This window comes from Loktanella agnita (assembly GCF_046640325.1).
Lineage (GTDB): Bacteria > Pseudomonadota > Alphaproteobacteria > Rhodobacterales > Rhodobacteraceae > Yoonia > Yoonia agnita.
In genome coordinates this window covers 55728-79458 of sequence record NZ_JBJMBF010000002.1, presented here as the reverse complement: position 1 = coordinate 79458, position 23731 = coordinate 55728, and the positions used below count along the sequence as shown (strand labels likewise).

Here is a 23731-nt window from a genome sequence, read left to right as displayed (position 1 = left end):
TTACGCATGGTTATACGCAGCAGATCATTATTTCCGTCGCAAATGTTCGTCTAACCGCGGCATGATCTCAACAAAGTTACAGGGACGGTGCCGATAATCGAGCTGTTTGCCTAAGATTTCATCCCACGCGTCCTTGCACGCGCCGGGACTGCCGGGCAGTGCAAACAGGTAGGTGCCCTGCGCGACCCCCGCCGTCGCCCGGCTTTGCACCGCTGAGGTGCCGATCTTTTGCATGCTAACGATGGTAAAGACCGTGCCGAACGCGTCGATTTCCTTTTCATAAACATCGCGATGCGCCTCGACCGTCACATCACGCCCGGTCAGCCCGGTGCCGCCGGTGGAAATCACCGCATCCACGTTTTCACCCGCGCACCAAGCGCGGAGCTGATCCGCGATCTGGTCACGCTCATCCGCGATGATCTTGCGGTCGGCGAGCACATGGCCCGCAGCCGCGATCCGATCCACCAGCACCTGCCCGGATTTGTCATCCGCCATTTGCCGCGTGTCGCTGACGGTCAGTACCGCGATGCGCACCGGCATGAAATCTTTGGTTTCGTCAATCCGGCTCATCTATCCCTCAAACCAGTTTACGGTGGGTCCAAGGTTGTGCACCTGGCTGCGCCCGATTGTGCCGGTTTGCCCCCAGCTGTCATGGATATGCCCGCAGAACACATATTTCGGACCGATCCGCACGATGGCGTCGCGCAAAGCGGTGGAGCCGACGGAGTGCCCGGCAGAGGTTTGATCAGCAATCCCTTTGGGCGGGGAATGGCTGACGATGATATCGGCGTGGTCGCAGTGTTTCAGCATCGCCTCTGCCTGTTGTTCGGTCAGGTCAAAAGACCAGTCACCAAAGGGGGTTACGGGAATGCCGCCACCGATGCCAAAGATATCCAGCCCGTCCACATGGGCGGTCTGCCCGTGTAGCACAGTGATGTCTGGCCCCGCAGCCGCGCGCAATTCATCCGCGCTTTCGGCGTTGCCGGGCACAGCAACAAAGGGACATTTGATCCCATCGAGCAGCGCCATCGCCTGATCCAACCCTTGGCGCATATTGCAGAAATCCCCGGCCCCGATCACCAGATCAGCCTCTGCGCTGGCGGCGACAATTGCGGCGGCGCGGGCGCGGGCCAGATGCAGATCGGAAAAGGCGAGGATTTTCATGATTTTAACCTTGCGTTCAGGTCCAGAAGATCTGCCCAAGCCTCGCGCTTCGCGATGGGATTGCGCAGCAGATAGGCGGGGTGGAACATGGGAAGGGTTGGCTTGCCCAGCACATCAACCCAGTGCCCGCGCATCCGTGTGATACCGGTCTTGCCCAGAAGCGCCTGACAGGGGGTGTTGCCCATCAGGATCAGCACGTCGGGATTTGCCAACGCGATATGCCGTTCCAGAAACGGCAGCATCATCGCAATTTCGTCTTTTTCCGGTGCGCGGTTCGACGGCGGCCGCCACGGCAGCACATTGGTGATATAGACGGCACGGGCGGGGTCGGTCTGGTGACGGCCCAGGCTGATGGCGTCCAACATCCGATCGAGCAACTGGCCTGCACGGCCCACAAAGGGACGGCCTGCCCTGTCCTCTTCCCGGCCCGGTGCTTCGCCCACGATCATCACGCGCGCCTCTGCCAGACCATCGCAAAAGACGAAGCTGCGCGCACCTTTTTTCAGCTCGCAATGGTCAAACGCCTGCATCGCGGCGGCAAGTGCGGGCAGATCGGCGACACCGGCGGCGGCGGCGCGGGCTTCGGCCACTGTGTCGATGTCCTGCGGTTGCGGAATGGGGGGCGGCCCGGCGAGATCTGCCGATTTGGGTTTTGGTTTGGGCTTGGCGGCCTCCAGCGCGTAGCGGTCCACTGGGTCATCAAGGATCGCATCCACAATGCCCAATTCGACCTGCCATTCCAGCGCAGCGCGGTCCGCCCAATATGTCTCACCCGAATCCATAAGGACAGGTTACGCGGGATCGACGCGGATGTGCAGTGCACAAAAGCTGCTCAAGTCATGACGAAAGCGGCATGGCGCCATCGGCTAGGTCAAGGTCATGGGAATACTCTGTATCATTATCGGGGCCTTGGCGGGACCTTTGCTCTTTCTGCCGTGGCGGCCCATGTGGGTCTGGGCGAATGTGCTTTGTCTCTTGTACGGAGCGTTCACACTGCTATTGCCTGACCTTCACCACAATAAGACATCCTACATCGATGCGCTCATCGCGCTTAGTTTCATGGTCATCGTAGCCTTTTCCTGTGCGGCACTATTACTACGGATTGTGATGTTCTGCGCCACATATGGCGGCCAGCCGCTCACGTTACCAAGGCTCAAGTGGCCATGGCTACTCGCCATAGGCAATGGCGTAGGCGTTGCAGCGATCATCTTCATGCTGTGCTTTACTAAATTTGGCGGGAGCACACACGCGATACTACTTCATTTCACTTTAATTGGTATTGGCCTTGGGGCTTGGCTGATTAGCATTTTACGCGGGCAGACATTTTTAGCCGGGCTCGCCATTGGACTGATCGCTTTGACACTTTACAGTGCCACCTACCCCAGCAAAATCCAGCGTTCCGCCAATGACGCAGCGCAAGGGTCCACCTACTGCATTTACCTCAATGAACAACGTCGGTTTAGCGGGCAGGCCAGCGACCTTACCTTTTTGACCTTTGACAAAAGTGACTGGCAGGCCCATGCGATCTTGGTCATCCAAGGCCCTGACGGCCCGCGCTATGGCAACTGGTCGTACCGTCAGGGGAAATTCATGGTGCCATGGGATCTCTGGACGCCCCAACCCACACTGCGCTGCCCCGCAGCACATTGATACCATCTTGTGGACTGCTATAAGCGAGGTGACACGATCAAGGGGCCATCATGACATTCAATGCCAAACATCTGCTGGGCATCGAACCGCTGCATCCGACTGAAATCACTGCGCTATTGGACCTTGCCGACAGCTATGCCGATCATAACCGCAAGGGGATCGCCCATCGCGATGTGCTGGCCGGGCTGACGCAGATCAACATGTTTTTCGAAAACTCCACCCGGACGCAGGCCAGTTTTGAACTGGCAGGCAAGCGGCTTGGCGCTGACGTGATGAATATGGGGATGCAGGCGTCCTCCATCAAAAAAGGCGAGACGCTGATCGACACGGCGCTGACCCTGAACGCGATGCGCCCTGATCTGCTGGTGGTCCGCCACCCGCATTCCGGCGCGGTGGACCTGCTGGCGCAAAAGGTGAACTGTGCCGTGCTGAACGCGGGCGATGGTCGTCACGAACACCCGACCCAAGCGCTGCTGGACGCGCTGACGATCCGTCGCGCCAAGGGGCGGCTGCACCGGCTGTCCATCGCGATCTGTGGCGATATCGCCCATTCCCGCGTCGCCCGGTCCAACATCATGCTGCTGGGCAAGATGGAAAACCGTATCCGCCTGATCGCCCCGCCCACCCTGATGCCATCTGGCATTGCTGAATTCGGGGTCGAGGTGTTCCAGGACATGGAGGAAGGGCTGAAAGACGTGGATGTCGTAATGATGCTGCGCCTTCAAAAGGAACGGATGGATGGCGGCTTTATCCCGTCAGAGCGGGAATATTTCCACCGCTACGGGCTGAACGCCACCAAGCTGGCCCATGCCAAACCCGATGCGATTGTGATGCATCCGGGGCCAATGAACCGGGGGGTGGAAATCGACGGCACCATCGCCGACGACATCAACCGCTCCGTCATTCAGGAACAGGTCGAAATGGGCGTCGCCGTGCGCATGGCCGCGATGGAGCTGCTGGCGCGGAACCTACGCGCCGCCCGTGGCCCGCAAGAGGTCCTGGTATGAAGCGCCGCGCTGCTCTACCCTGGCGCCCCGCAATCCGCCCCTTGATGAAAAAGGAGCTGACGTGACCATTGAAATCCCCCGCGACGATTACGGCCATATTCGGGTGTTTCAGGCCCCCGAAGCGCTGTCCGCCGAGGCGCAGTCGAAATCCCCTGAAGGGCTGGCAGAGCTTTTCGGGATCGATACGCTGGACCCCAATTACATCGACATCATCAAGATCGACGATCTCAGTTCCATGGCGCTGACCGACTACATTGCCCAAGGCTATGACATGCATGCCGAAGCGCATGACATCCCGGCGGTGAACGGGATCGAAGGCTGGGCCATTCTGGTAATGTCGCGGGCCTCTCGTGGTCGCAAGATGGTGCTGAAACCCGCCTCCGGCATTCGGCATGTCACCACCTATGTGCCCAATGCACAGATCAAGGTGTCAGAGCCGCTGCGCAGCCCCGCCGCAGATGGCATCATCGGCGATCCGTCCGGCAAACCGCCCAAATCCGACGCAAGGATTGGCGGTATGGTGGCGATGGTCGCGCTGCTGTTGCTTTTCGCGCTGGTCGCCGTGATGGTCTGGGTCGGCGGATGATCGGCCTGCTGCAACGCATCAAACCCAAGCCCAAGTCAGAGCACTGGGAGGATTATTTCCACGGACGCGAGACGCTGCTATGGGAAGGCAAGCCTGAACCGGGGGGCAGAACATCCGTTGGCATGATATTCATGACTGTTTTCGGCCTCCCCTTCCTGTTCACCGGGTTAGCGACATTCGGCACCGGACTGGCCGGCATCTTTAGCGGCGACGTGAACAACTTGGGTGGCGGGATCTTCATGGTGCTCTTTGCATTGCCTTTTGTCGGCGCCGGGGCCGCGCTGGTCTTTGGGCCGTGGATTACCAATCGTTATGCGCATCAGCTGATCCGCTACGCGGTGACCAACAAGCGCGCCTATATCGCGACAAGCTGGTGGCAGCACACTATGCAAAGCTATCCGATCACCGGCGATAACAGCATTGAATTGCAGGAAGGCCGGTTTGACACGGTCTATTTCTTCACCGAAGTCACAACCGATTCAGATGGCGACCGTAAGCGCCGTAAGATCGGTTTCGAACATATCGCAAACGGGATGGCGGTTTATAAGCTTCTCCGCGATGTCCAAGCCAAAGCCATAGAACGCGACAAACACCAGACATGACACAAACACTCTTTATCAATGCCCGCCTGATCGACCCTGTGGCGCTGACTGATCAGCCCGGCGCGCTTTTGGTCGCGGACGGCAAGATTGTCGCCACCTATGATGACACGCCGGATATCGCAGGCGCTGCTGTTATTGATTGCGGCGGCATGTGCCTTGCTCCCGGTATCATCGATATCGGGGTGAAGGTCAGTGAGCCGGGCGAACGGCACAAGGAATCCTTCCGCTCTGCCGGGCGGGCGGCGGCGGCGGGCGGTGTGACCACCATCGTGACCCGCCCCGACACACTGCCTGCCATCGACACGCCGGAAACGCTGGAATTCGTCGAGCGCCGCGCGCAGGAGGATGCGCCGGTGCATGTGTTGCCGATGGCCGCCCTGACCAAAGGCCGCGCGGGCCGCGAAATGACAGAGATCGGGTTCCTGCAGGATGCCGGTGCGGTGGCCTTTACCGATTGCGACCGGGTCGTGGCGGACACCAAGGTCTTCAGCCGTGCGCTGACCTATGCCCGCAGTCTGGATGCGTTGGTGATCGGCCATGTACAGGAACCCATCCTGTCCGAAGGCGCGGCGGTAACGTCCGGCAAGTTCGCCTCGCTCCGTGGTCTGCCCGGCGTGTCGCCGATGGCCGAACGCATGGGGCTGGACCGCGATATCAGCCTGCTGGAAATGACCGGGGCGCGCTACCACGCGGACCAAATCACCACCGCCCGCGCCCTGCCCGCGCTGGAACGGGCCAAGCGGAACGGGCTGCATATCACCGCCGGGGTTGGCATCCATCACCTGACGCTGAATGAAATGGACGTGGCCGATTACCGGACGTTCTTTAAGCTCAAGCCGCCATTGCGCAGCGAAGATGACCGGCTGGCCGTGGTGCAGGCTGTGGCGGACGGGCTGATCGACATCATCTGTTCAATGCACACACCGCAGGACGAAGAAAGCAAGCGCCTGCCGTATGAAGAGGCCGCCAGCGGGGCGGTGGGGCTGGAAACGCTGTTACCCGCCGCATTGCGGCTTTGCCATGCAGAGCTGATCGACCTGCCTCGCCTGTTCCGGGCGCTGTCACTGAACCCGGCCCGCATCCTTGGGCTCGCCGCCGGGCGGTTGCAGGCTGACGCCCCTGCTGATCTGATCCTCTTTGATCCCGACGCACCGTTTCAGTTGGATCGGACACAGTTGCATTCAAAATCGAAAAACACCCCCTTTGATGGCGCACGGATGCAGGGCAAGGTGCTGGGGACCTGGGTGGATGGTCACAAAATATGGGGAGCCAGCTAATGCCGGATTTCATCACACCACCGCTGATCCTGCTTGTCTGGGCAGTGATCGGCTATCTGCTGGGGTCCATTCCCAGCGGGGTTCTGATCGCGCGGGCGATGAACCTTGGCAATCTGCGTGACATCGGGTCCGGCAATATCGGTGCCACCAATGTACTACGCACCGGCAACAAGCGCGCCGCCGCGCTGACGCTGGTCGGCGATGCGCTAAAAGGGGCTGTGGCTGTGCTGCTGGCCCGTGCCTTTGCCGGGGAAGATGCGGTGCAACTGGCCGCGCTGATGGCCTTTATCGGGCATTGCTTTCCGGTCTGGCTGAATTTCAAGGGCGGCAAGGGTGTCGCCACTTATCTGGGGATTTTCCTTGGCTACGCATGGCCCATCGGGCTGGCCGCCTGTGCAATCTGGCTGATCGTTGCGCTGGTCAGTCGGTATTCATCGCTTGCCGCACTGGTCGCTGCGGGGTGGCTGCCGGTCATTATGGCATTCACTGGCTATGGCAGCAGCTTCTTTCTTGCGATCATTCTGTGCCTGATTATGTATGCAAGGCACTGGAGCAATATTCAGCGGCTGCGTGCCGGGGATGAGACCAAGATTGGGGCAAGTGCCGGGGTCCCGAAAACATCAACCGAATAAGTAAGAAAGCCCCGCAGAACGCGGGGCTTTTGCATTTTGTGGTGCAGCCTATCGACCGCGGCCTCACAGTCTTCCAACGACCGGTCCGAGCCCAGAGTGACCGTGCTGCTGCGATGAGGCGAATGGCCGCTTTGCCAGTCACGAAACGAGTAGTGGTATCCCCCGGGCAGCCCAATTCTGAATAATGGTCTCAGCCATGTCTCCGACGGCATGACCACGTGGCTTTGCAGCGAGAGCCGTCAGAGCAAACATATCCAATATACGAGCCTGTCGTTGCCAGTTCTTTGTCAGGTAAGGACACGCATTCTCAAATCCTGAAACGAATGCTTCAAGAAATTTTTTTGAATAATCATGGTTAAACCGACAAAAGTTTCCGACGTCCGCGAACGGGCAACCTGAATACGCAAACTCCCAGTCAATAAAAGCGGCGACATGCCATTCATTATCTTGATGCCTAACGATAATGTTTTTCGGGTTCATATCTGAGTGAACCAGTCGACGAAAATGATCTACGGGCTTCAAGAGTTCGGCACTGTCTTCGCAAAGCTTGATCCACGCATTTGTTGTCGCTGCCGTAAAACGATCGGACGAAGCGAGCTGATCTGTGCAAAACGCTGTGAGTCGTTGCGACCACGGTTCTGCATCTGCCACTTCGAGGCTCTCGGTTGTAAAAAAGCCCGGACGTTGGAACTCCACCGAACCAATGCGAGAAACAAACTCTCCAAGGGCATTTGCGAGCTTTGACAGGTTTTCAGTTTTACAGGTTCGCAGAACATGCTCCAGCGTCTGGCCCTCGACAAAACTTAACACCGTCAAGTCATTAGCCGCAGCTATTACTCTAGGTGTCGGAACAACCTCATTTGCCAAAGTCAGAACGGCTGCCTCAATTGTCGCGTCTGACCCTCCTTGACGCACCACAACGCGCCTGTTGTCAGCGCAGTCCACTAACCACGAGAGATGAGAAAACCCACCAGTCATTTGTGCGAATTTGACTGCCGTCGTTCCAAGTATGTGCATGGCGGACTCAAGGCTTTCCGGCATTTTAATGTCGTTCATAGTGATCTCGTTTTAACCCATCATGTTTGACGACCACCAAAAGACGACATTCTGACGGAATTTATGGATGGCAACTCTGTCCCGCACATCAGGCGTCCATACTGCGACGGGGACCGTCAACAGGCGCGCGAAGAGATTATCGCGGACTGTTCCTCGCTGCGCAACTTTGGTCGGCGCGCGCATTCATCGATACCGATGATTGCATTACACCACGAAATACAAAGGGCTGGCGTAGCACGCCGGGCTTTTTATGAGGTCGGACGGGTATTTATTTACCCGCCATGCGTTCGACCGCGTCAGCAGTGCGCCGTGTGTTGTGGTAGATGCCAAGGCCCAGATACATGAAACCGGCAACGAAACAGACATAAAGCAATCCCAGCACCAGAACCAAAAGCCCGGCAATCGGGCCACCGCCGACCGGCGCACCGTTTGGTCCGGACATTCCGCCGGACGTCGCCGCAAAAGCGGCCAGCAAAACACCCAAAATAGCAAGAATGACAAATAATCCAATCAACAGATCAAGCGAACGAATGAAGAAATCACGCATGAGATATTCCTTTTTACTTAACAGGCGTCCACGTTTAAGAATAACAAAAATCCACGTCAATCTCCCCTAAATTGTGCACCCCATTCAGATGCCAACTGTGGCTAATCGGCACAGCAATAGGGTGCAGTCTGATACCGCCTGCGTGTTGGATTGACAGATGGTACACAGATGTGGCCCGCCTGCCTCGCGGGGTACAGATGGCCGCGCTGAAGCTGGGCGCGCGGATCGCGCGGTTTCTTCCGAAGTCTGAGTGAAAATTCGCTGTGGAGTATTTAAAATGACTGAATTTACAAAGTTAGACGGTGGGGAACGGGGCCCGCGCTTTGACATCAACCCGGTTGCATTCGTCGCCGCGCTGTTCTTGGCCCCGCTATTTGTGACAGCGCTCAGCTTTTGGGCCATCATACCGGTGGTCGCTCTGCCTTTCGCGGCCATTCCGTATCTGGTGATCGGCACACCCATATTGTTTTGGGCGGTTGGGCGCGTCGAACCGAGCTTCATGAACTATGCGCCGCTGGGGCTTCAGGGGAACCTGCTGAACCTGCCGCTTTGCACATTTGTCTTTGCACTGAGAGAGCCGCTGCAGGACGCCCTGACCCTCGCAATTTTTTTTCACGGTATTCGGCGTGATCTTCGCGCCGCTTTACGCAGGTGCCTTTGGCATGCTCTACGCAAGCTTTCACCCCGATGGCTGTGATCGCAAGGATTAACGCATTTCGATTGAAATGCGTGGGTAGACGCGCTCGTAACGCGAACGCACACATAAAAACACGCTTAAAAATTGAAGAGCGGCAATGTCTTGCCGATAAAAATAATGCCGCTTTCATTTTTGCGTCTGCCGCGTCAATTAATCGCAACCTCGCATTTCGCGATATATCATTTGGAGAGCTCCCTTGGATTTCATGACAGCAGTTCGTACCGTCCTCAAAGACAAATATGCAGATTTCAGCGGCCGCGCACGCCGGTCAGAATTCTGGTGGTTTGCACTATTCAGCTTTGCCGCGAACCTAGTTGCAACCTTCATATTTGGCATGATCGGGCTTGGCTTTGTCGCTTATATCGTCTCGCTTGCCCTGCTGGTGCCCGGCATCGCAGTGGCCGTGCGTCGTCTGCACGACCGCGACATGATCGGCTGGTGGTGTTTGATCGCCCTTGTACCGCTTGTCGGTGGGATCGCCCTGCTGGTGATCTGCGCGCTTGAAGGGACAAAAGGTCCCAACAAATACGGTGCTGACCCCGCAGCCTGATCCCGCAGGTTACTTTTAATTCCCAAGACTGCCCCGCCTATGGCGGGGTTTTTCTTTTGCGGCAGGCGTGTTCAACGCATAACGCTTTAGAGCATTTCGGTTTATACTTGGATCACCAATCGCCGCCTTTCGCCTGAGGCTCAAACGCAATTGGTGATCTGCGATGTTTCAAGTTAAAACCGAAACGCTCTAATACGCATACTCCGCATAGATGCGTTTCAGATCGCCATTCCAATCGCCGTGATAGTGATCCAACAATTCATCCGCGAGGGTCTTGCCCGTTTCCACGCTTTCTTTCAGCGCGTTCAGGAAATGCGTCTCGTCCGGCACCAGCCCGCCGACACCGGGGCGGGCGCGGGCTTTGAGCCCTGCCTCGGAAATCGCGAGCACTTGTCGCGCAAGATCATGCATGTTGATCCCATCCACCTGTGCCTGCAACCCATCAACGGATGCGGCCACGCGCAGCGCCTCGCGCTGTTCGTCGGTCCAGTGTTTGCACAGGTCCCACGCGGCGTCGAGCGCCGTTTGATCATACATCAGCCCCACCCAGAAGGCAGGCAGCGCGCACAAACGGCGCCAAGGCCCACCATCCGCACCGCGCATTTCGATGAATTGCTTCACCCGCGCTTCGGGGAAGACGGTGGTCAGGTGATCGGCCCAATCGCTGATCAGGGGTTTTTCACCGGGCAGCGCGGGCAGCTCACCCTTCAAGAAATCGCGAAATGACTGGCCCAGCGCGTCGATATATTTGCCGTCGCGATAGACAAAATACATCGGCACATCCAGCACCCAGTCTACCCAAGCTTCGAACCCGAAACCGTCATCAAACACGAAAGGCAGCATGCCGGTGCGGGCGTCATCAAGGCTGCGCCAAATGCGCGACCGCCAGGATTTATGGCCATTTAGCTGACCTTCAAAAAAAGGCGAGCTGGCAAACAGCGCGACTGCCACAGGCTGCAACGCAACGGCGACGCGCATCTTTTGCACCATGTCCGCCTCTGACCCGAAGTCCAGATTCACCTGCACCGTGCAGGTCCGGCGCATCATCGCCGTGCCCATCGTGCCGACCTTTTCCATATAGTCGTTCATCAGCTTGTAGCGGCCCTTGGGCATCAGGGGCATTTGGTCGTGCGTCCATTCCGGCGCGGCGCCCAGACCGATGAATTTCACCCCAATCTCATCCGCGACGGATTTCACTTCGGCCAGATGTTCGTTCACCTCGTCGCAGGTCTGGTGGATCGTCTCGAGCGGGGCACCGGATAATTCCAGCGCGCCGCCGGGTTCAAGGCTGACGTTCGCGCCGTCTTTGGTCAGGCCGATGATCTTGCCGCCCTCTGCCACGCGGTCCCAGCCAAAGCGTGTCTCCAAGCCCTCCAGCACCGCTTTGATCGACCGCTCGCCGTCATAGGGCAGCGGCAGCAGGCCATCCTGACAATAGCCGAATTTTTCATGCTCGGTCCCGATGCGCCATTGATCCTTGGGCTTGCAGCCTTTCGACAGCACCTCGACCAGTTGCGCGTAGTTTTCAATCGGGCCACCGCCGGACTGTGGAATAGACATGAAGGTGGCTCCGTTCTTGCATGCAGAATGTTATCGGTGACCTGCCGCAAGGGCGGTGTCAATGCAAGAGAGGTCTGACTTTAGTCCAAACAATCACGCGTTTGTCAGGGCTGCGCGACAGCAGATCGAGCATCACTGTCGTCTTGATACCGGGCAGTCCGGCAAAGATATCAAACAGGTCTTCCGCGCCGGTGGCGTTCACCGGGATCGCAATCCGCTGCCCACCCACCCCACTGAGCACCCAATGGGGTGAAGGGTATCCTTCGGGGTCCAGTTCCAGCATGGTCATATCATCCACGTCGATCACGCCGCCATCCAGCGGGCCGAAATAGGCCAACCGCCGTTCGCGGATCTGTACAACGCCCGGCCCGTCACCGCCCTGCCGGAACCGCGCGCGCTGCACACCGGCGACCGCCCAGATGATCCCCAGCGCAATGGTTGTATAACCCAGCCAGCGGCTAATCCCGACGCCACCCAGCCCCCACCACAGTCCCAGCAAAGCAAGCACCGCCCCCATCAGCACATCGCGCCAGCGCCACATGAAGGCGCGCAATTCGGGGCGGATAAAGTCAGACATGGATCACCTGTGGTGTTTGATAGATAACAACGGCGAATTCACCAATGTGCCCAAAACCCAGCGCCTCATAGGCGCGGGCAGCGGGGGCATTGGCCGCAAATAGTATCGCCTCATGTGCGCCCTTCTGGCGCGCCTCTTGCAAGTGCAGACCGACGGCACGGCGGGCGTGGCCCTGACCGCGCAGATCCGGCGGTGTATAAACGCCGCCCACCTGAACTGCCGCAGGCACCCGTGCGTTAAACCCGGTCATGGCAACAGGCACCCCCGCCTGCAACAAAAGCCGGTGCGTATCCGCTGCGATAAATTGCGTAACATCATCCAGCGCTTTCTGTGCGGGGTCCTCGCCCGGCATGGGCAGCGTTTCACGTATATAAGCCTCGCGCCACGCCGTCGCCAGTGCACGCTGCGCCTGTGATATCGGGACCAGATCGTATCCCGCGCAATCCGGCAAACGTAGATCGGCAAGGGGCAGGTGGTAGTGCGGCTCGACCACATCCAAACCCGCAGCGTTCCCCAACCCCAGCGCATCACGCAGGGGCCTGACCTGACGCTGATCCCCCAACACGCCAGCAATCGCCCGGCCCGAAAGGACCACCCGGACATCGCCCCAAGGGGCGGTCGGGCAGCAGGGAAAGACAAGCCCGCCTTCGGTCAGCATCAAGACATCGGTCAGCGCACCCGCCTGCCATTTCACCCAGAACCGCACAGCGCGCCCATGCCCCCCCGCCATCCCATGCCGGGCAAGGTTGGACAGCGGAAACATAGAGATCGCCACATGGGCACGCAAAAATGCCTCAATGGCGGCGCGGTCGGCTTCGGTCCCCGGGATCATGCCCCGACACCTGCGTCATACGGCGCCGCGACAGAGGTGAAATGCAGCTCCGCGAAATCGCGGATCAACGCCCGCCCGCCATCCGCGGTGCGCCGATAGAGCTTTGCCCCCTCGGTCACATACCGTTCCTTGCGCGCGATTATGCCGTCGATGTCCTGCATGATCGGCTTTGCCCCTGACTGCGACGGCCAATCATCCCCCTGCACCCGGCGCAGACCAGCGGCTTTACCGATGATATCCTTGGTGCCCGCCGCTGTTTCAATGTGGTAGGTTTCGTCATCAATGAAGAAACCACCGCCGCCCCAGGTATCGACCTGTGGGTACAATGCGAGCGCCGAAAAATAAGGCACGCGGCTGATCACAGTATGCGTACCCTGCGCTGGCGTGCACCATTTCCCGTTCAGTATGAAATAGAGGAAGTGCCGGCCATCAGGTGAGATGTCACAACGCTCTGTATAGATCTTTTGCTTGACCCATTGCCCGATATCGAAGCTATCGGTCTGGGTGTCCCATCCAATCATGCAGAAATGCCGTGACGGCCCCTGTCGCAAGATGACGCCCCGTTCAGCCGCAGCGGCAAGGTACAGATGTAGCGTGATCGTCGGCGGCTGGGTCACCCCCAATCCCCCAAGGCCTGTTGCCAGACGGTCAGCGCCGCCACCGCCGCTGTGTCAGCGCGCAGGATGCGCGGGCCAAGGCTGATAGGATGCGCATAGGGCAACCCGCGCAGTCGGTCGCGTTCTGCGGGGGAAAAACCGCCTTCGGGCCCGATCAGGATCGCCCAAGGGCCGGGGCTGTCGGGCAATGCCACCGGATCGCCGATCAGCAGTTCGTCACAAAACATCAGCTGACGGCCGGCGGGCCAATCGGCCAGCAGCCTGTCCAGCCGCGTCACCTCATCCACCGGGGGGACAAATGTGCCGCCGCATTGTTCAGCGGCCTCAACCGCGTGGGCCTGTAGCTTGTCCTGCCGCACGCGGTTCGCGGCTTGGGTAAAGTCGGTCTGCACCGGCATCACGCGGGCCGCCCCCATCTCAACCGCTTTTTCCACGATAAAAGCCGTGCGTTCCTTGCGGATCGGGGCAAAGAGAAACCACAGGTCAGGCGGTACCTGCAACGGGCGGGTCTGCGTGTGACACAGCAGCACACCGCCTTTTTTGCTCGCTTGAATCACTTCGGCATCCCATTCGCCATCTGCGCCGTTAATCAGCGATATGACCGCCCTCTGATCCAGCCGCATCACCCCAAACAGATAATGCGCCTGATCCCGCGACAGCGGAACCGTTTGCGCTTCCCCCAATGGGTGATCTACAAAAAGCCGAACCTTCGATACCATGAGGCGGACCATATGACCGAGAACGTCGAGACGCCAGAGGTGACGGGTACCGTCGCTGATGCGGTAAAGGGAAACTGGGTCGACACGCTAGCCCCCGCTGCAACGCGCCCTTTCCTGCGGCTCAGCCGGGCGGACCGGCCCATCGGCACCTGGTTGCTATATATCCCCTGCCTGTGGGGGCTGGCGCTGGCGATGTTGGCGACCGATAGCGCCAGCACGCATGATCTGTGGACCATCGCAGGCTGCGCCGTAGGTGCGTTCCTGATGCGCGGGGCGGGCTGCACATGGAATGATATCACCGACCGCGATATCGACGGGGCCGTTGCGCGCACACGGTCGCGGCCAATCCCATCGGGGCAGGTAACCGTACGTGGCGCAGTGATCTGGATGGCGGCGCAGGCGCTTTTTGCGTTTTTGATACTGCTAACGTTTTACAAGACAGCGATCATTCTGGGGATCGTGGCGCTTGCCCCTGTGGCCATCTATCCATTTGCCAAACGGTTCACATGGTGGCCGCAGATTTTTCTGGGGCTGGCCTTTAACTGGGGCGCGTTGCTGGCTTGGGCGGCACATACCAACAGCCTCGGGCCGGTGCCGCTGATTCTGTACGTGGCCGGGATCGGCTGGACGTTGTTTTATGACACGATCTACGCCCATCAGGACACCGAAGATGACGCGCTGATCGGGGTGAAATCAACCGCCAGACTGTTCGGGGACACCACGCGCAAATGGCTACGACTATTCATGACGGTCACCGTATTGTTGTTTCTGGGGGCTGTGGTGCTGGCCTGTATGGACAGATCGCTGCTGTCACTTGTGATTGCCATCGGCGGGCCTTGGGCGCTGGGTTGGCATATGACCTGGCAAACCCAGCGGTTCGACGCCGATGATAATGCCATGTTGCTAAGGTTGTTTCGGTCCAATCGGAATGCCGGGCTGATCCCCCTGCCGTTTTTCGCTGTTGCGCTTCTGGTGTGATTGATCCCCGGCGCGGCTAGGCCTATGCACTAAGTCACGCCAAACAAACGGACCCCCATGCGCCTTTCAGCCATATTCATACGTCTCGCCGTCTTTGCCCTTGCCGCGATCGCCTCTGGCGTAGCCGCCCGTACCACCGTCAGCATCGTCGAGGAACGATCTGTCGTTTCGGTGCAGAAAAGCCTTATAAATCAAGGCTACGAATGGGCTTCTGTTCTAGGTGACGGGCTACAGGTGATCCTCGAAGGGGTCGCCCCGACAGAGGCAACACGGTTCCGCGCGATCTCTGCCGCGGGCGAGATGGTGGATGCCAGCCGGGTGATCGACAATCTGTCCGTCGCCGATTCGGCCCAGATCGCCCCGCCTGCTTTCGCAATCGAAATTCTGCGCAATGACAGGGGCGTGTCACTGATCGGGCTGATCCCGGCCACCACAAACCGTGATGACCTTGCAGCAAGGATCACCGATATCGCAGACGGCCAGCCGGTGACGGATTTGCTAGAGGTCGGCGATTACCCCGCCCCCGACACATGGCGGCCCGCGATGACTTACGCCTTACGGGCGCTGGAACTGCTGCCGCGCTCGAAAATCTCGGTCAATGCTGACCGGGTAACGATCAACGCGATCTCTGACAGCCCCGAAGAAAAGCGCGACCTTGAGGCCCGACTGGCCCGCAACACCCCCGCCGGCGTGCGGCTGGCGGTGGATATCGGCGCGCCACGCCCTGTAATCTCGCCCTTTACGACGCGCTTTCTGATTGATGAAACCGGCCCGCATTTCGATGCCTGTGCTGCAGACACCGAAGAGGCCCGCGATGCGATCTTTGCCGCCGCCACAGAGGCCGGGCTGGAAACCCGCCCCAATTGCACGCTGGCGCTGGGCGCCCCGTCGCGCACATGGGGCGAGGCGGTGGCCCTGTCCATTTCCGCGGTCAGCCAGCTTGGCGGCGGCACCATCACCATCGCCGATACTGATGTCACGCTGGTCGCGCCGATGAGCACCGGCCAAGGCACGTTCGACGATGTGGTGGGCGAGCTTGCCAATGCCCTGCCCGAGGCGTTCGCGCTGACCGCAGAACTACCCAGACCGCCCGAGGAAATCCCCGGCGGCACACCACAATTCACCGCCACGCTCAGCCCCGAAGGACAGGTGCAGCTGCGCGGGCGTATCCCTGACGACATCACCAACACGGTGGCCGAAAACTTTGCCATCGCGAAATTCGGTCAGCGGCAACTGACCATGGGCACGCGGATCGTCGAAGGTCTGCCCCAAGGCTGGCCCGTGCGGGTGCTGGCGGGAATCGAGGCGCTGTCAAAGTTGTCCAACGGTTCGGTCGTGGTGCAGCCTGAAACGATCACTGTACGCGGCAACACCGGCAATCCGGATGCGAGCGCCGAAATCTCGCGCTTGCTGATCGCCAAGCTGGGTCAGGGCGCAGTGTTCGAAATTGATGTGACCTATATCGAACAGCTCGACCCGGTCGCCAGCCTGCCCACGGCTGACGAATGTATCGCCCAAATCAAAGCGGTGACGGCGAACAGCAAGATCATCTTTGACCCAAGCTCTGCCGATATCACCGCCGCAACACAGCCGGTTGTTGATGAAATCGCCGAGATCCTGAAACAATGCGGTGATCTGCGGATCGAGGTGGCGGGCTTTACCGACAGCCAGGGCCGCGAAGAAATGAACCAGCAGTTGTCGCAACAGCGGGCAGAGGCGGTGCTGACCGCGCTGCGTGCCCGGCGGGTGCCGGTGGGCACCTTTGACGCCGTCGGTTACGGCGAAGAAAACCCGATTGCCGACAATGGCACCGAGGAAGGACGCGAAGCCAACCGGCGGATCGAATTTAATCTGATCGTGCCCGACCCAATCCCTGAAGACACATCAACGCTTGACGCAATCGCGGAAGACACCCCGATCGACAGCGACACAGCCCCTGACAGCGAATAGACAAGGCCAGACAGTTGAACAGAACCGAATTCATCATCGCCACTGCCGTTATCCTCTTTGTAGCTTTCGTGCTTGGCTGGTTTGCCAGTTGGCTGGTCAACCGGTTTACCCGCGTGACCAAGGCCGAAATCGGCGAGCTGGACAAGATGGCCCAAGCCCTGCACGAAGCCGAGGAAACCCGCGATCAGGCGATCACCTATCTGCAGCAGCGCGAAGCAGAGATGACCAACCAACTGTCCCAGACAGAGGCAGAACTGCGCGCCGCAATGGACGGGCTGCGCGAAGCCCGGCGCGAGGCGGAAGAATTGCGCGCCTATGTGGAACGCCAGAACGCGCGCTGACGGGGGGCCGGAAAAATAATTTCCAGACCTGCCAAGGATCACTGGATCGCCCGCGTCAAAGCATTATCAAAGATATGCAACCTTGCAGGAGAACCAGCATGATCCGCCCCTTTCTGACCACCAGCCTGATCGCACTTTGCGCCCCCGCCTTTGCCGACAGCATCACCGGCGCAGCCCGTGTTGATACCGTCACGATCTACCCCGGCGCGGCCACTGTCATGCGGCAGGTGACGCTGGACCTGCCCGCTGGCCGTCACGATATTACCATTCCCGACCTGCCGCAGGGCCTGCGTAGCGAAGGGCTGCGCCTTGCCGCGCCGCAGGGGGTGGAAATCGGCGCTGTCAGCCTCGCCCATGACCGGCTGCCCGTGACGCCGGATCAAACCACACCCGAAATCGTCGCGGCAGAGGAAGAAGTTGAACGCCTCGAAGGCGTGCTGCGCGAACGCGATGCCGCCATTGCGGAAATCCGGCTGCGCGTGCAGGCGGCCGAAGAACAGCTGGCCTTTCTGCAAAGCCTCAGCCAAGCCAGCGCAGGCGAAACGCTGACCGGCAGCAGCATTGCCGATATACAGGCGCTGGCGCAGATGGTGGGCACTGAAACGCTGAACATCCGCCAGACCGCCTTTGCCGCCGAACAAGAAGCACAAGCCGCAGAACGCGCCCGCGAGGATGATCAAGAGGCGCTGCAGGATGCCCGCCGCGCCCTATCCGCGCTGATGGCCCCCAAGCAGGACGGCAGCGTGCTGACCTTCACGGTAGAGACCGCCGCCGCAGGTGAAGTCACCATCGATATCAGCAGTATGGAAGGCTATGCCAACTGGTCGCCGGTCTATGACATGCGGCTGACGACCGGTGATGATGCGACCCTTGATATCGAACGGGGCGTGGTCGTGTCGCAAGAGACCGGTCAGGACTGGCTGGATGTGAAACTGGTTCTGTCCACCGCCCGCCCCGGCGAACGCATCGCCCCCGGCCAGCCGTGGCCACAGTTGCGACGGATCATTTCCGAAGATGATCTGGACCGCCCCATTCCCTTGGCCCGTGGGTCAGCCCCGGAGATGGAAATGATGGAAGCCCCGATGGCCTCTATCGCCGCTGATGCTGTTGCAGCCCCGGCCCCGTTCAAGGCCACCGCCGATTTCAGCGGTGCAACTGTCAGCTACACTTATCCGGGCCGGGTCGATATCCGCAACGGGGTTGAAGACCTGCGCATGCCGCTTGATACGTTGGAACTAGACGCCGATGTCTGGGCCGAGGCGGTGCCAAGCGGCGACCAGATCGCCTATCGCATGGCTGAATTCACCAATGATACGCAAGAAGTGCTGCTGCCCGGACAGGCCATGCTGATCGCCGACGGCACAATGATCGGGTTCAGCAACCTGCCACTGCTCGCCGCCGGTGCGGATACCAAAATGGGGTTTGGTCCGCTGGACGGGCTGCGCCTGACCCGCGCGATCCCGAATAAATCCGAAGGCGATGTGGGCGTGTTCAGCAGTTCCAACCGGCTGACCGAACAGGCCGTCATGACAGTAGAGAACCTGACAGGGCAAACGTGGGACGTGCTGCTACGCGACGCGATCCCCTATTCCGAACAGGATGACCTAGAGGTCGACGTGACCGCCAGCCCATCCATCACCCGGCGCGCGCCCGAAGACCAGCGCGGCATTCTGGAATGGGACCTGACAGTGCCCGCCGGTGAAAAACAAGAGGTGCGTCTGGACTATACATTGACTTGGCCAAGCGGCTACGTCCTGCGCTAAGCGAATAACCGCCGCAATTTGCGATTGTTTTTGAAACTTCTTCCAACCCCCTGACGTGACTGATTTATATCAGGTTACGCAGGGGGTTGTTTGCGATGAAACGTGTTTTACTGATGCTTGGCCGGTCCCCCAAACAGGACATTGCCAATACCAACACACCGCTCGGTTCACGAAAGCCGACGCAGGAAGAAACAGCGAAGCTTTTCGAGCAGGATATGAAACAGCACTAGCGCGAATTCGGGTCGGGTGGGTTGAAACCCACCTTACGATGTTGCTCTGTAGTGCTTTCACCGCGCGGTCTTGTGGGGGCGGCTAGGCCAACCCCCATGCAAATCACATATTCGGATAATTCGGCCCGTCACCACCCTGCGGGACCGTCCAGTTGATATTCTGCGCCGGGTCCTTGATGTCGCAGGTCTTGCAATGCACGCAGTTCTGAAAGTTGATGACAAAGCGTGTATCCTTGCCCTCTTCGCTCACGAACTCATACACGCCCGCCGGGCAGTAGCGCGCAGAGGGGCCTGCATATTTCGGCAGGTTGATGTCCACCGGCACGGACGGGTCTTTCAATTGCAAATGCGCGGGCTGGCTTTCTTCGTGATTGGTAAAGCTGAAAGACACATTGGTCAGCCGGTCAAAGGACAGGACGCCATCTGGCTTGGGATAATCAATCTGTTGATGTTGGCTGGCCTCTTCCGTCGCCTCTGCATCCGACTTTCCGTGCTTGAGCGTGCCAAACAGCGAAAAGCCCAGCGTATTTGCCCACATGTCCATGCCGCCAAGACCCATCCCGGCCAGCAAGCCGTATTTTGACCAGAGCGGTTTGACATTGCGGACCTTCTTCAGATCCTTACCGATCTCACCCTCGCGCACAGCCGTATCATAACCGCCCAGCAGATCACCACCGCGCCCGGCCTTGATGGCGGCCAGCGCCGCATCAGCTGCGGCGATACCCGACAGCATAGCGTTATGGTTGCCCTTGATGCGGGGCACATTGACCATGCCCGCCGCACAGCCCAGCAGCGCGCCACCGGGGAATTCAAGCTGCGGCATCGACTGATACCCGCCTTCGGAAATCGCCCGCGCGCCGTATGCGACGCGCTTGCCACCTTTCAGCAGGTCGGCCACCATCGGATGATGTTTGAACCGTTGGAATTCCATGTAAGGGAAAAGATGCGGGTTCTTGTAGTTCAGGTGCACGACAAAGCCGACATAGACCTGATTGTTTTCCAGATGATAGATAAAGGACCCGCCCCCGGCATTGCCATCAAGCGGCCAGCCCATCGTGTGGGTGACTGTGCCCTCACGGTGCTTGGCAGGATCGATTTCCCAGATTTCCTTCATGCCCAGCCCGAATTTCTGCACGTCATGCCCGGCAGACAGGGCGAATTTTTCGATGACCTGTTTTGACAGCGACCCGCGCACGCCCTCACCTAGGAAGACGTATTTTCCGTGCAGTTCCATACCCGGCTCATAAGACGGGCCAGGCGTTCCATCGGGGTTTTTGCCGAATTCACCGGCGATCACGCCTTTGACTTCGCCATTGTCGCCATAGACCAGTTCAGAACAGGCCATGCCGGGGAAAATCTCCACGCCCAGTTCTTCGGCTTGTTCGGCCATCCAGCGGCAGACATTGCCCATCGACACGATGTAGTTGCCGTGATTGTTCATCAGGGGCGGCATGGCGAAATTGGGCACGCGCAGCTTGCCTGCCTCGCCCAGCATATAGAAATTATCCTGACTGACAGGCACGTTCAGCGGGGCGCCTTTATCTTTCCAATCGGGGATCAGTTTGTCCAAGCCAACCGGGTCCAGCACCGCGCCTGACAGGATATGCGCGCCCACCTCGGACCCTTTTTCAAGCACAACAACGTTCAAATCGGCATCTAACTGCTTTAGCCGGATCGCCGCTGACAGGCCCGCAGGACCTGCACCCACGATGACCACATCATATTCCATTGCTTCGCGTTCAATCTCGGCCATCGGCACATCCTTTACAAAGCGGGGGCAGAACCCCTTTTATTCAGTCGCAGCAAGGGTTACCTGATGACCGAATAAGGGGCAATCAATACACCACGTCAAAACGTGCAGATGGTGCGCCCGATTGCGACGGGGCTTGACTATGATATGCCCTGATAGGCTATGAACGTCCGATTGATAGAATTTGCCTTGGGGGCAATATGGAAAAGATACCTCTGACCCGTGCCGGGTTCGAAAAGCTGGATGCGGAACTGAAGCATCTGAAGTCCGTCGAACGGCCTGCCATCATCCGCGCGATTTCCGAAGCGCGCGAGCATGGCGATCTGTCCGAAAACGCGGAATATCATTCTGCGAAGGAAAAGCAGTCCTTTATCGAAGGCCGCGTGAAAGAGCTGGAAGGCGTGATTTCACTGGCCGATGTGATCGATCCGAAGAAACTGACCGGGCCGATCAAATTCGGTGCCACGGTGCAGGTCGTGGACGAAGATACCGACGAAGAAAAGACCTATCAGATTGTTGGCGAATACGAGGCTAACATCGAAAACGGCAAGCTGAATATGAAATCCCCGCTTTCCCGCGCACTGATCGGTAAGGAAGAAGGCGACAGCGTCGAGGTCCGCACCCCCGGCGGGATGCGCAGTTACGAGATCCTCAAGATTACCTATCAGTAAAAGCGTACGAGGGCGGCATGGCGCAACATCCTATCAGCCCATCGGCCGCTAAGGCCGCAGATACAACCAGCGCAGGGGTGATCGCCGCTGCGCTGTCTTTTGCGTGGCTGGCCGCTGTTGGCGTGTTCTTTTGGGTCTTGCCGCCGCAAATCAGCACCGCCGAAGGCTTTGACAGTCTGCGTCTGGTCTTGCTGCTGGTGGCGATCTTCACGCCGGTTGCGATGATCTGGGTCGCTGCCGCCGCTGCAAAATCCGCCCGGATCGCGCGTGCGGAATCTTTTCGCATGCAGGCAGCTATCGACGCCATGCGCCAGAAAATCCAAACGGAAAAAGCCATCAAGCAGGTCACCGTTGCAGAAAAGCCCGCCGAAAAACCGGCCACCACGCCCGCCGGCTACACCCCGCGCCCCGCACGTCGCCGTGTGATCTCTAAACTGATCGTGCCGCAGCCTGCCCCTGTCGCAAGTGACCAGCCCAGACTGGCGCTTGGCACCCGGCCAGAGGACATGGACCCGCCGCTGCAGCGCCCCGATCTGGTGCGCGCGCTGAATTTTCCCGATGACGAACATGACGAAGAGGGTTTCGCCGCGCTGCGCCGGGCGCTACGCGACCGCAATTCACGTAAACTGGTGCAGGCAAGTCAGGACGTTTTGACGCTCTTGTCGCAGGACGGCATCTTTATGGACGAGCTTGAGGCAGAACCGGGCACAGCCGGGCTTTGGCGGCGGTTTGCCGGTGGGGAACGCGGTAAAAGTATTGACCGACTGGGCGCAGTCCGCACCAAGGAGCCTTTGATGCTGGCCGCCGGGCGGATGCGCGAAGATACGATTTTCCGCGATGCGGTGCACCATTTCCTGCGGCGCTTTGATCAGATGCTGCTGGTCTTTGCGGAACACGCCACCGATGATGACCTTCTGGAACTGTCAGAAACCCGCACCGCCCGCGCCTTTATGCTGCTGGCGCGGGCCACGGGGACTTTCGACTGACGCATTTTCGGTCCAGATTAGCGCCAAGCAGACGGGAATAGCGCCAGTTTCATGTGGGACATCTTTCTAAAGACATTACCGTTCTTCATGCTGATCGGGCTGGGGTATGGCGCGGCGCGGACCAAATTCTTTTCGGAAGAGGCTACCGCCTATCTGACGAAATTCGTCTTTTACTTTGCCCTGTCGGCCATGCTTTTCCGGTTCTCGGCCAACCTGTCGCTGGGCGCGATCTTTGACTGGTCCTTTGTCCTTGCCTATCTGACCGGAACGCTTGCCGTGTATCTGACCGCCACCGCCGTTGCGATGCGGCGAGGTATCCCCGTGACCGAAGCCGCGGTCGAGGCGCAATGCGCCACCATCGGTAATGTGGGTTTTCTGGGCATCCCGATGCTGGTCCTGCTGCTGGGCGAAACCGCCATCGGCCCGATCATGATGGTGCTGGCGGTGGACCTGATCGTCTTTGGCAGCTTGATCGTGATCCTGATCACCGGGGCGCGCGACGGGCGGATGTCTCCGAAAATTTTGGTGACGGTCGCTGTTGGGCTAATCAAGAACCCGATGATCGTGTCCATCAGCCTTGGGCTGCTCGTCTCAGCCTTTGCCCTGCCCGTCCCGGTGCCGATCAATGAATTCCTGACCCTTCTGGGCAACGCGGCCACCCCCGGCGCGCTGTTCGCCATCGGTGCGTCTCTGGCCAGCAAATCGGCAGAGCGGGTGGCCGTCGCGGCATGGCTCAGCCTGTGCAAACTGGTGCTGCATCCGGTGGCAGTGGCCATTGCGGCCTTGCTGGTCTTCAACGTGCCGCCCGCAATGGCAGGCGTCATGATTGCGGCGGCGGCCCTGCCCGTGGCGGGCAATGTTTACATCATCGCCCAGCACTACCGGGTCGCGCCCTCCCGCGCCTCTGCCGCGATCCTGCTGTCCACAGCGGCCAGCATCGTCACCGTGTCGGTCACCATCGCATGGGTGACAACCTATCTGCGGTAGGG

The 23731-nt window shown here is 59.3% G+C and carries 27 protein-coding genes; 16 read left to right on the top strand and 11 right to left on the bottom strand.

Annotated features, from left to right (window positions below):
• Positions 1-27: 27 nt before the first annotated feature.
• From moaB to ACJ5NV_RS02445, 3 genes are read right to left on the bottom strand one after another with little or no spacing between them, the layout of a single operon-like run.
• Positions 28-570 carry a molybdenum cofactor biosynthesis protein B gene (moaB, locus tag ACJ5NV_RS02455; RefSeq protein WP_411642031.1) on the bottom strand — a complete coding sequence of 181 codons (543 nt, stop codon included), beginning with the start codon at positions 568-570 and terminating at the stop codon, positions 28-30.
• On the bottom strand, positions 571-1164 hold the full coding sequence (locus tag ACJ5NV_RS02450; protein WP_411642030.1) for a metallophosphoesterase family protein: 594 nt from the start codon (positions 1162-1164) through the stop codon (positions 571-573).
• Positions 1161-1946, bottom strand: coding sequence for a uracil-DNA glycosylase (locus ACJ5NV_RS02445; RefSeq protein WP_411642029.1), 786 nt, complete (start codon positions 1944-1946; stop codon positions 1161-1163). Before ACJ5NV_RS02445 ends, ACJ5NV_RS02450 begins: the two co-directional genes overlap by 4 nt.
• A 163-nt stretch (positions 1947-2109) precedes the next feature.
• Here ACJ5NV_RS02445 and ACJ5NV_RS02440 point away from each other — a divergent pair, with 163 nt between their 5' ends.
• The 6 genes from ACJ5NV_RS02440 to plsY all read left to right on the top strand — a co-directional run bounded on the left by ACJ5NV_RS02440 (position 2110) and on the right by plsY (position 6918).
• The gene (locus ACJ5NV_RS02440; protein WP_411642028.1) at positions 2110-2814 is read left to right on the top strand and encodes a hypothetical protein; all 705 of its coding nucleotides are present in this window, start codon (positions 2110-2112) and stop codon (positions 2812-2814) included.
• A 50-nt stretch (positions 2815-2864) separates the two neighbouring features.
• Positions 2865-3821, top strand: a complete 957-nt coding sequence (locus ACJ5NV_RS02435) for an aspartate carbamoyltransferase catalytic subunit (protein ID WP_411642027.1) — start codon at positions 2865-2867, stop codon at positions 3819-3821.
• 61 nt (positions 3822-3882) lie between these two features.
• A complete protein-coding gene (locus tag ACJ5NV_RS02430; protein WP_411642026.1) occupies positions 3883-4407 on the top strand; it encodes a hypothetical protein in 525 nt (174 codons plus the stop codon).
• On the top strand, positions 4404-5009 hold the full coding sequence (locus ACJ5NV_RS02425) for a hypothetical protein (RefSeq protein ID WP_411642025.1): 606 nt from the start codon (positions 4404-4406) through the stop codon (positions 5007-5009). The genes ACJ5NV_RS02430 and ACJ5NV_RS02425 overlap by 4 nt, the downstream gene beginning before the upstream one ends.
• On the top strand, positions 5006-6286 hold the full coding sequence (pyrC, locus tag ACJ5NV_RS02420) for a dihydroorotase (RefSeq protein ID WP_411642024.1): 1281 nt from the start codon (positions 5006-5008) through the stop codon (positions 6284-6286). Before ACJ5NV_RS02425 ends, pyrC begins: the two co-directional genes overlap by 4 nt.
• On the top strand, positions 6286-6918 hold the full coding sequence (gene plsY, locus ACJ5NV_RS02415) for a glycerol-3-phosphate 1-O-acyltransferase PlsY (RefSeq protein WP_411642023.1): 633 nt from the start codon (positions 6286-6288) through the stop codon (positions 6916-6918). Before pyrC ends, plsY begins: the two co-directional genes overlap by 1 nt.
• Positions 6919-7056: 138 nt before the next feature.
• On the opposite strand, the gene ACJ5NV_RS02410 is transcribed toward plsY, so the two are convergent.
• On the bottom strand, positions 7057-7974 hold the full coding sequence (locus tag ACJ5NV_RS02410) for a phosphotransferase family protein (protein ID WP_411642022.1): 918 nt from the start codon (positions 7972-7974) through the stop codon (positions 7057-7059).
• Between the two features lie 268 nt (positions 7975-8242).
• Positions 8243-8521, bottom strand: coding sequence for a hypothetical protein (locus tag ACJ5NV_RS02405; protein WP_411642021.1), 279 nt, complete (start codon positions 8519-8521; stop codon positions 8243-8245).
• A 277-nt stretch (positions 8522-8798) separates the two neighbouring features.
• Between ACJ5NV_RS02405 and ACJ5NV_RS02400 the strand changes: the two genes are divergently transcribed.
• Positions 8799-9218, top strand: coding sequence for a hypothetical protein (locus tag ACJ5NV_RS02400; protein WP_411642020.1), 420 nt, complete (start codon positions 8799-8801; stop codon positions 9216-9218).
• Positions 9219-9423: 205 nt separating this feature from the next.
• Positions 9424-9768 carry a DUF805 domain-containing protein gene (locus ACJ5NV_RS02395; protein ID WP_411642019.1) on the top strand — a complete coding sequence of 115 codons (345 nt, stop codon included), beginning with the start codon at positions 9424-9426 and terminating at the stop codon, positions 9766-9768.
• Positions 9769-9957: 189 nt separating this feature from the next.
• Here the strand turns inward: ACJ5NV_RS02395 and ACJ5NV_RS02390 are convergent, their stop codons facing one another.
• The 5 genes from ACJ5NV_RS02390 to ACJ5NV_RS02370 are packed head-to-tail and all read right to left on the bottom strand — an operon-like array spanning position 9958 to position 14073.
• Positions 9958-11328: a glutamate--cysteine ligase gene (locus ACJ5NV_RS02390; protein ID WP_411642018.1), complete on the bottom strand. Its 1371-nt coding sequence runs from the start codon at positions 11326-11328 to the stop codon at positions 9958-9960.
• A gap of 58 nt (positions 11329-11386) precedes the next feature.
• Positions 11387-11905, bottom strand: a complete 519-nt coding sequence (locus tag ACJ5NV_RS02385; RefSeq protein ID WP_411642017.1) for a hypothetical protein — start codon at positions 11903-11905, stop codon at positions 11387-11389.
• A complete protein-coding gene (locus ACJ5NV_RS02380) occupies positions 11898-12737 on the bottom strand; it encodes a GNAT family N-acetyltransferase (RefSeq protein WP_411642016.1) in 840 nt (279 codons plus the stop codon). The genes ACJ5NV_RS02385 and ACJ5NV_RS02380 overlap by 8 nt, the downstream gene beginning before the upstream one ends.
• Entirely contained in the window at positions 12734-13354 is a 621-nt protein-coding gene (locus tag ACJ5NV_RS02375; protein WP_411642015.1) for a hypothetical protein, read from the bottom strand. The genes ACJ5NV_RS02380 and ACJ5NV_RS02375 overlap by 4 nt, the downstream gene beginning before the upstream one ends.
• Entirely contained in the window at positions 13351-14073 is a 723-nt protein-coding gene (locus ACJ5NV_RS02370) for a 16S rRNA (uracil(1498)-N(3))-methyltransferase (protein WP_411642014.1), read from the bottom strand. The genes ACJ5NV_RS02375 and ACJ5NV_RS02370 overlap by 4 nt, the downstream gene beginning before the upstream one ends.
• A gap of 12 nt (positions 14074-14085) precedes the next feature.
• Between ACJ5NV_RS02370 and ubiA the strand changes: the two genes are divergently transcribed.
• From ubiA to ACJ5NV_RS02345, 5 genes are all read left to right on the top strand, one after another.
• A complete protein-coding gene (gene ubiA / locus ACJ5NV_RS02365; RefSeq protein ID WP_411642013.1) occupies positions 14086-15051 on the top strand; it encodes a 4-hydroxybenzoate octaprenyltransferase in 966 nt (321 codons plus the stop codon).
• Positions 15052-15108: 57 nt separating this feature from the next.
• The gene (locus ACJ5NV_RS02360; protein ID WP_411642012.1) at positions 15109-17001 is read left to right on the top strand and encodes an OmpA family protein; all 1893 of its coding nucleotides are present in this window, start codon (positions 15109-15111) and stop codon (positions 16999-17001) included.
• A 14-nt stretch (positions 17002-17015) separates the two neighbouring features.
• A complete protein-coding gene (locus ACJ5NV_RS02355) occupies positions 17016-17342 on the top strand; it encodes a hypothetical protein (RefSeq protein ID WP_411642011.1) in 327 nt (108 codons plus the stop codon).
• Between the two features lie 98 nt (positions 17343-17440).
• Positions 17441-19105, top strand: a complete 1665-nt coding sequence (locus ACJ5NV_RS02350) for a DUF4139 domain-containing protein (RefSeq protein ID WP_411642010.1) — start codon at positions 17441-17443, stop codon at positions 19103-19105.
• Between the two features lie 95 nt (positions 19106-19200).
• Entirely contained in the window at positions 19201-19335 is a 135-nt protein-coding gene (locus tag ACJ5NV_RS02345; RefSeq protein ID WP_411642009.1) for a hypothetical protein, read from the top strand.
• Between the two features lie 103 nt (positions 19336-19438).
• On the opposite strand, the gene ACJ5NV_RS02340 is transcribed toward ACJ5NV_RS02345, so the two are convergent.
• Positions 19439-21088 carry an electron transfer flavoprotein-ubiquinone oxidoreductase gene (locus ACJ5NV_RS02340; protein WP_411642008.1) on the bottom strand — a complete coding sequence of 550 codons (1650 nt, stop codon included), beginning with the start codon at positions 21086-21088 and terminating at the stop codon, positions 19439-19441.
• Positions 21089-21285: 197 nt separating this feature from the next.
• Between ACJ5NV_RS02340 and greA the strand changes: the two genes are divergently transcribed.
• From greA to ACJ5NV_RS02325, 3 genes are read left to right on the top strand one after another with little or no spacing between them, the layout of a single operon-like run.
• Positions 21286-21756: a transcription elongation factor GreA gene (gene greA / locus ACJ5NV_RS02335; RefSeq protein WP_411642007.1), complete on the top strand. Its 471-nt coding sequence runs from the start codon at positions 21286-21288 to the stop codon at positions 21754-21756.
• Between the two features lie 17 nt (positions 21757-21773).
• On the top strand, positions 21774-22742 hold the full coding sequence (locus tag ACJ5NV_RS02330; RefSeq protein WP_411642006.1) for a hypothetical protein: 969 nt from the start codon (positions 21774-21776) through the stop codon (positions 22740-22742).
• Between the two features lie 51 nt (positions 22743-22793).
• A complete protein-coding gene (locus ACJ5NV_RS02325; protein ID WP_411642005.1) occupies positions 22794-23729 on the top strand; it encodes an AEC family transporter in 936 nt (311 codons plus the stop codon).
• Positions 23730-23731: the final 2 nt, after the last annotated feature.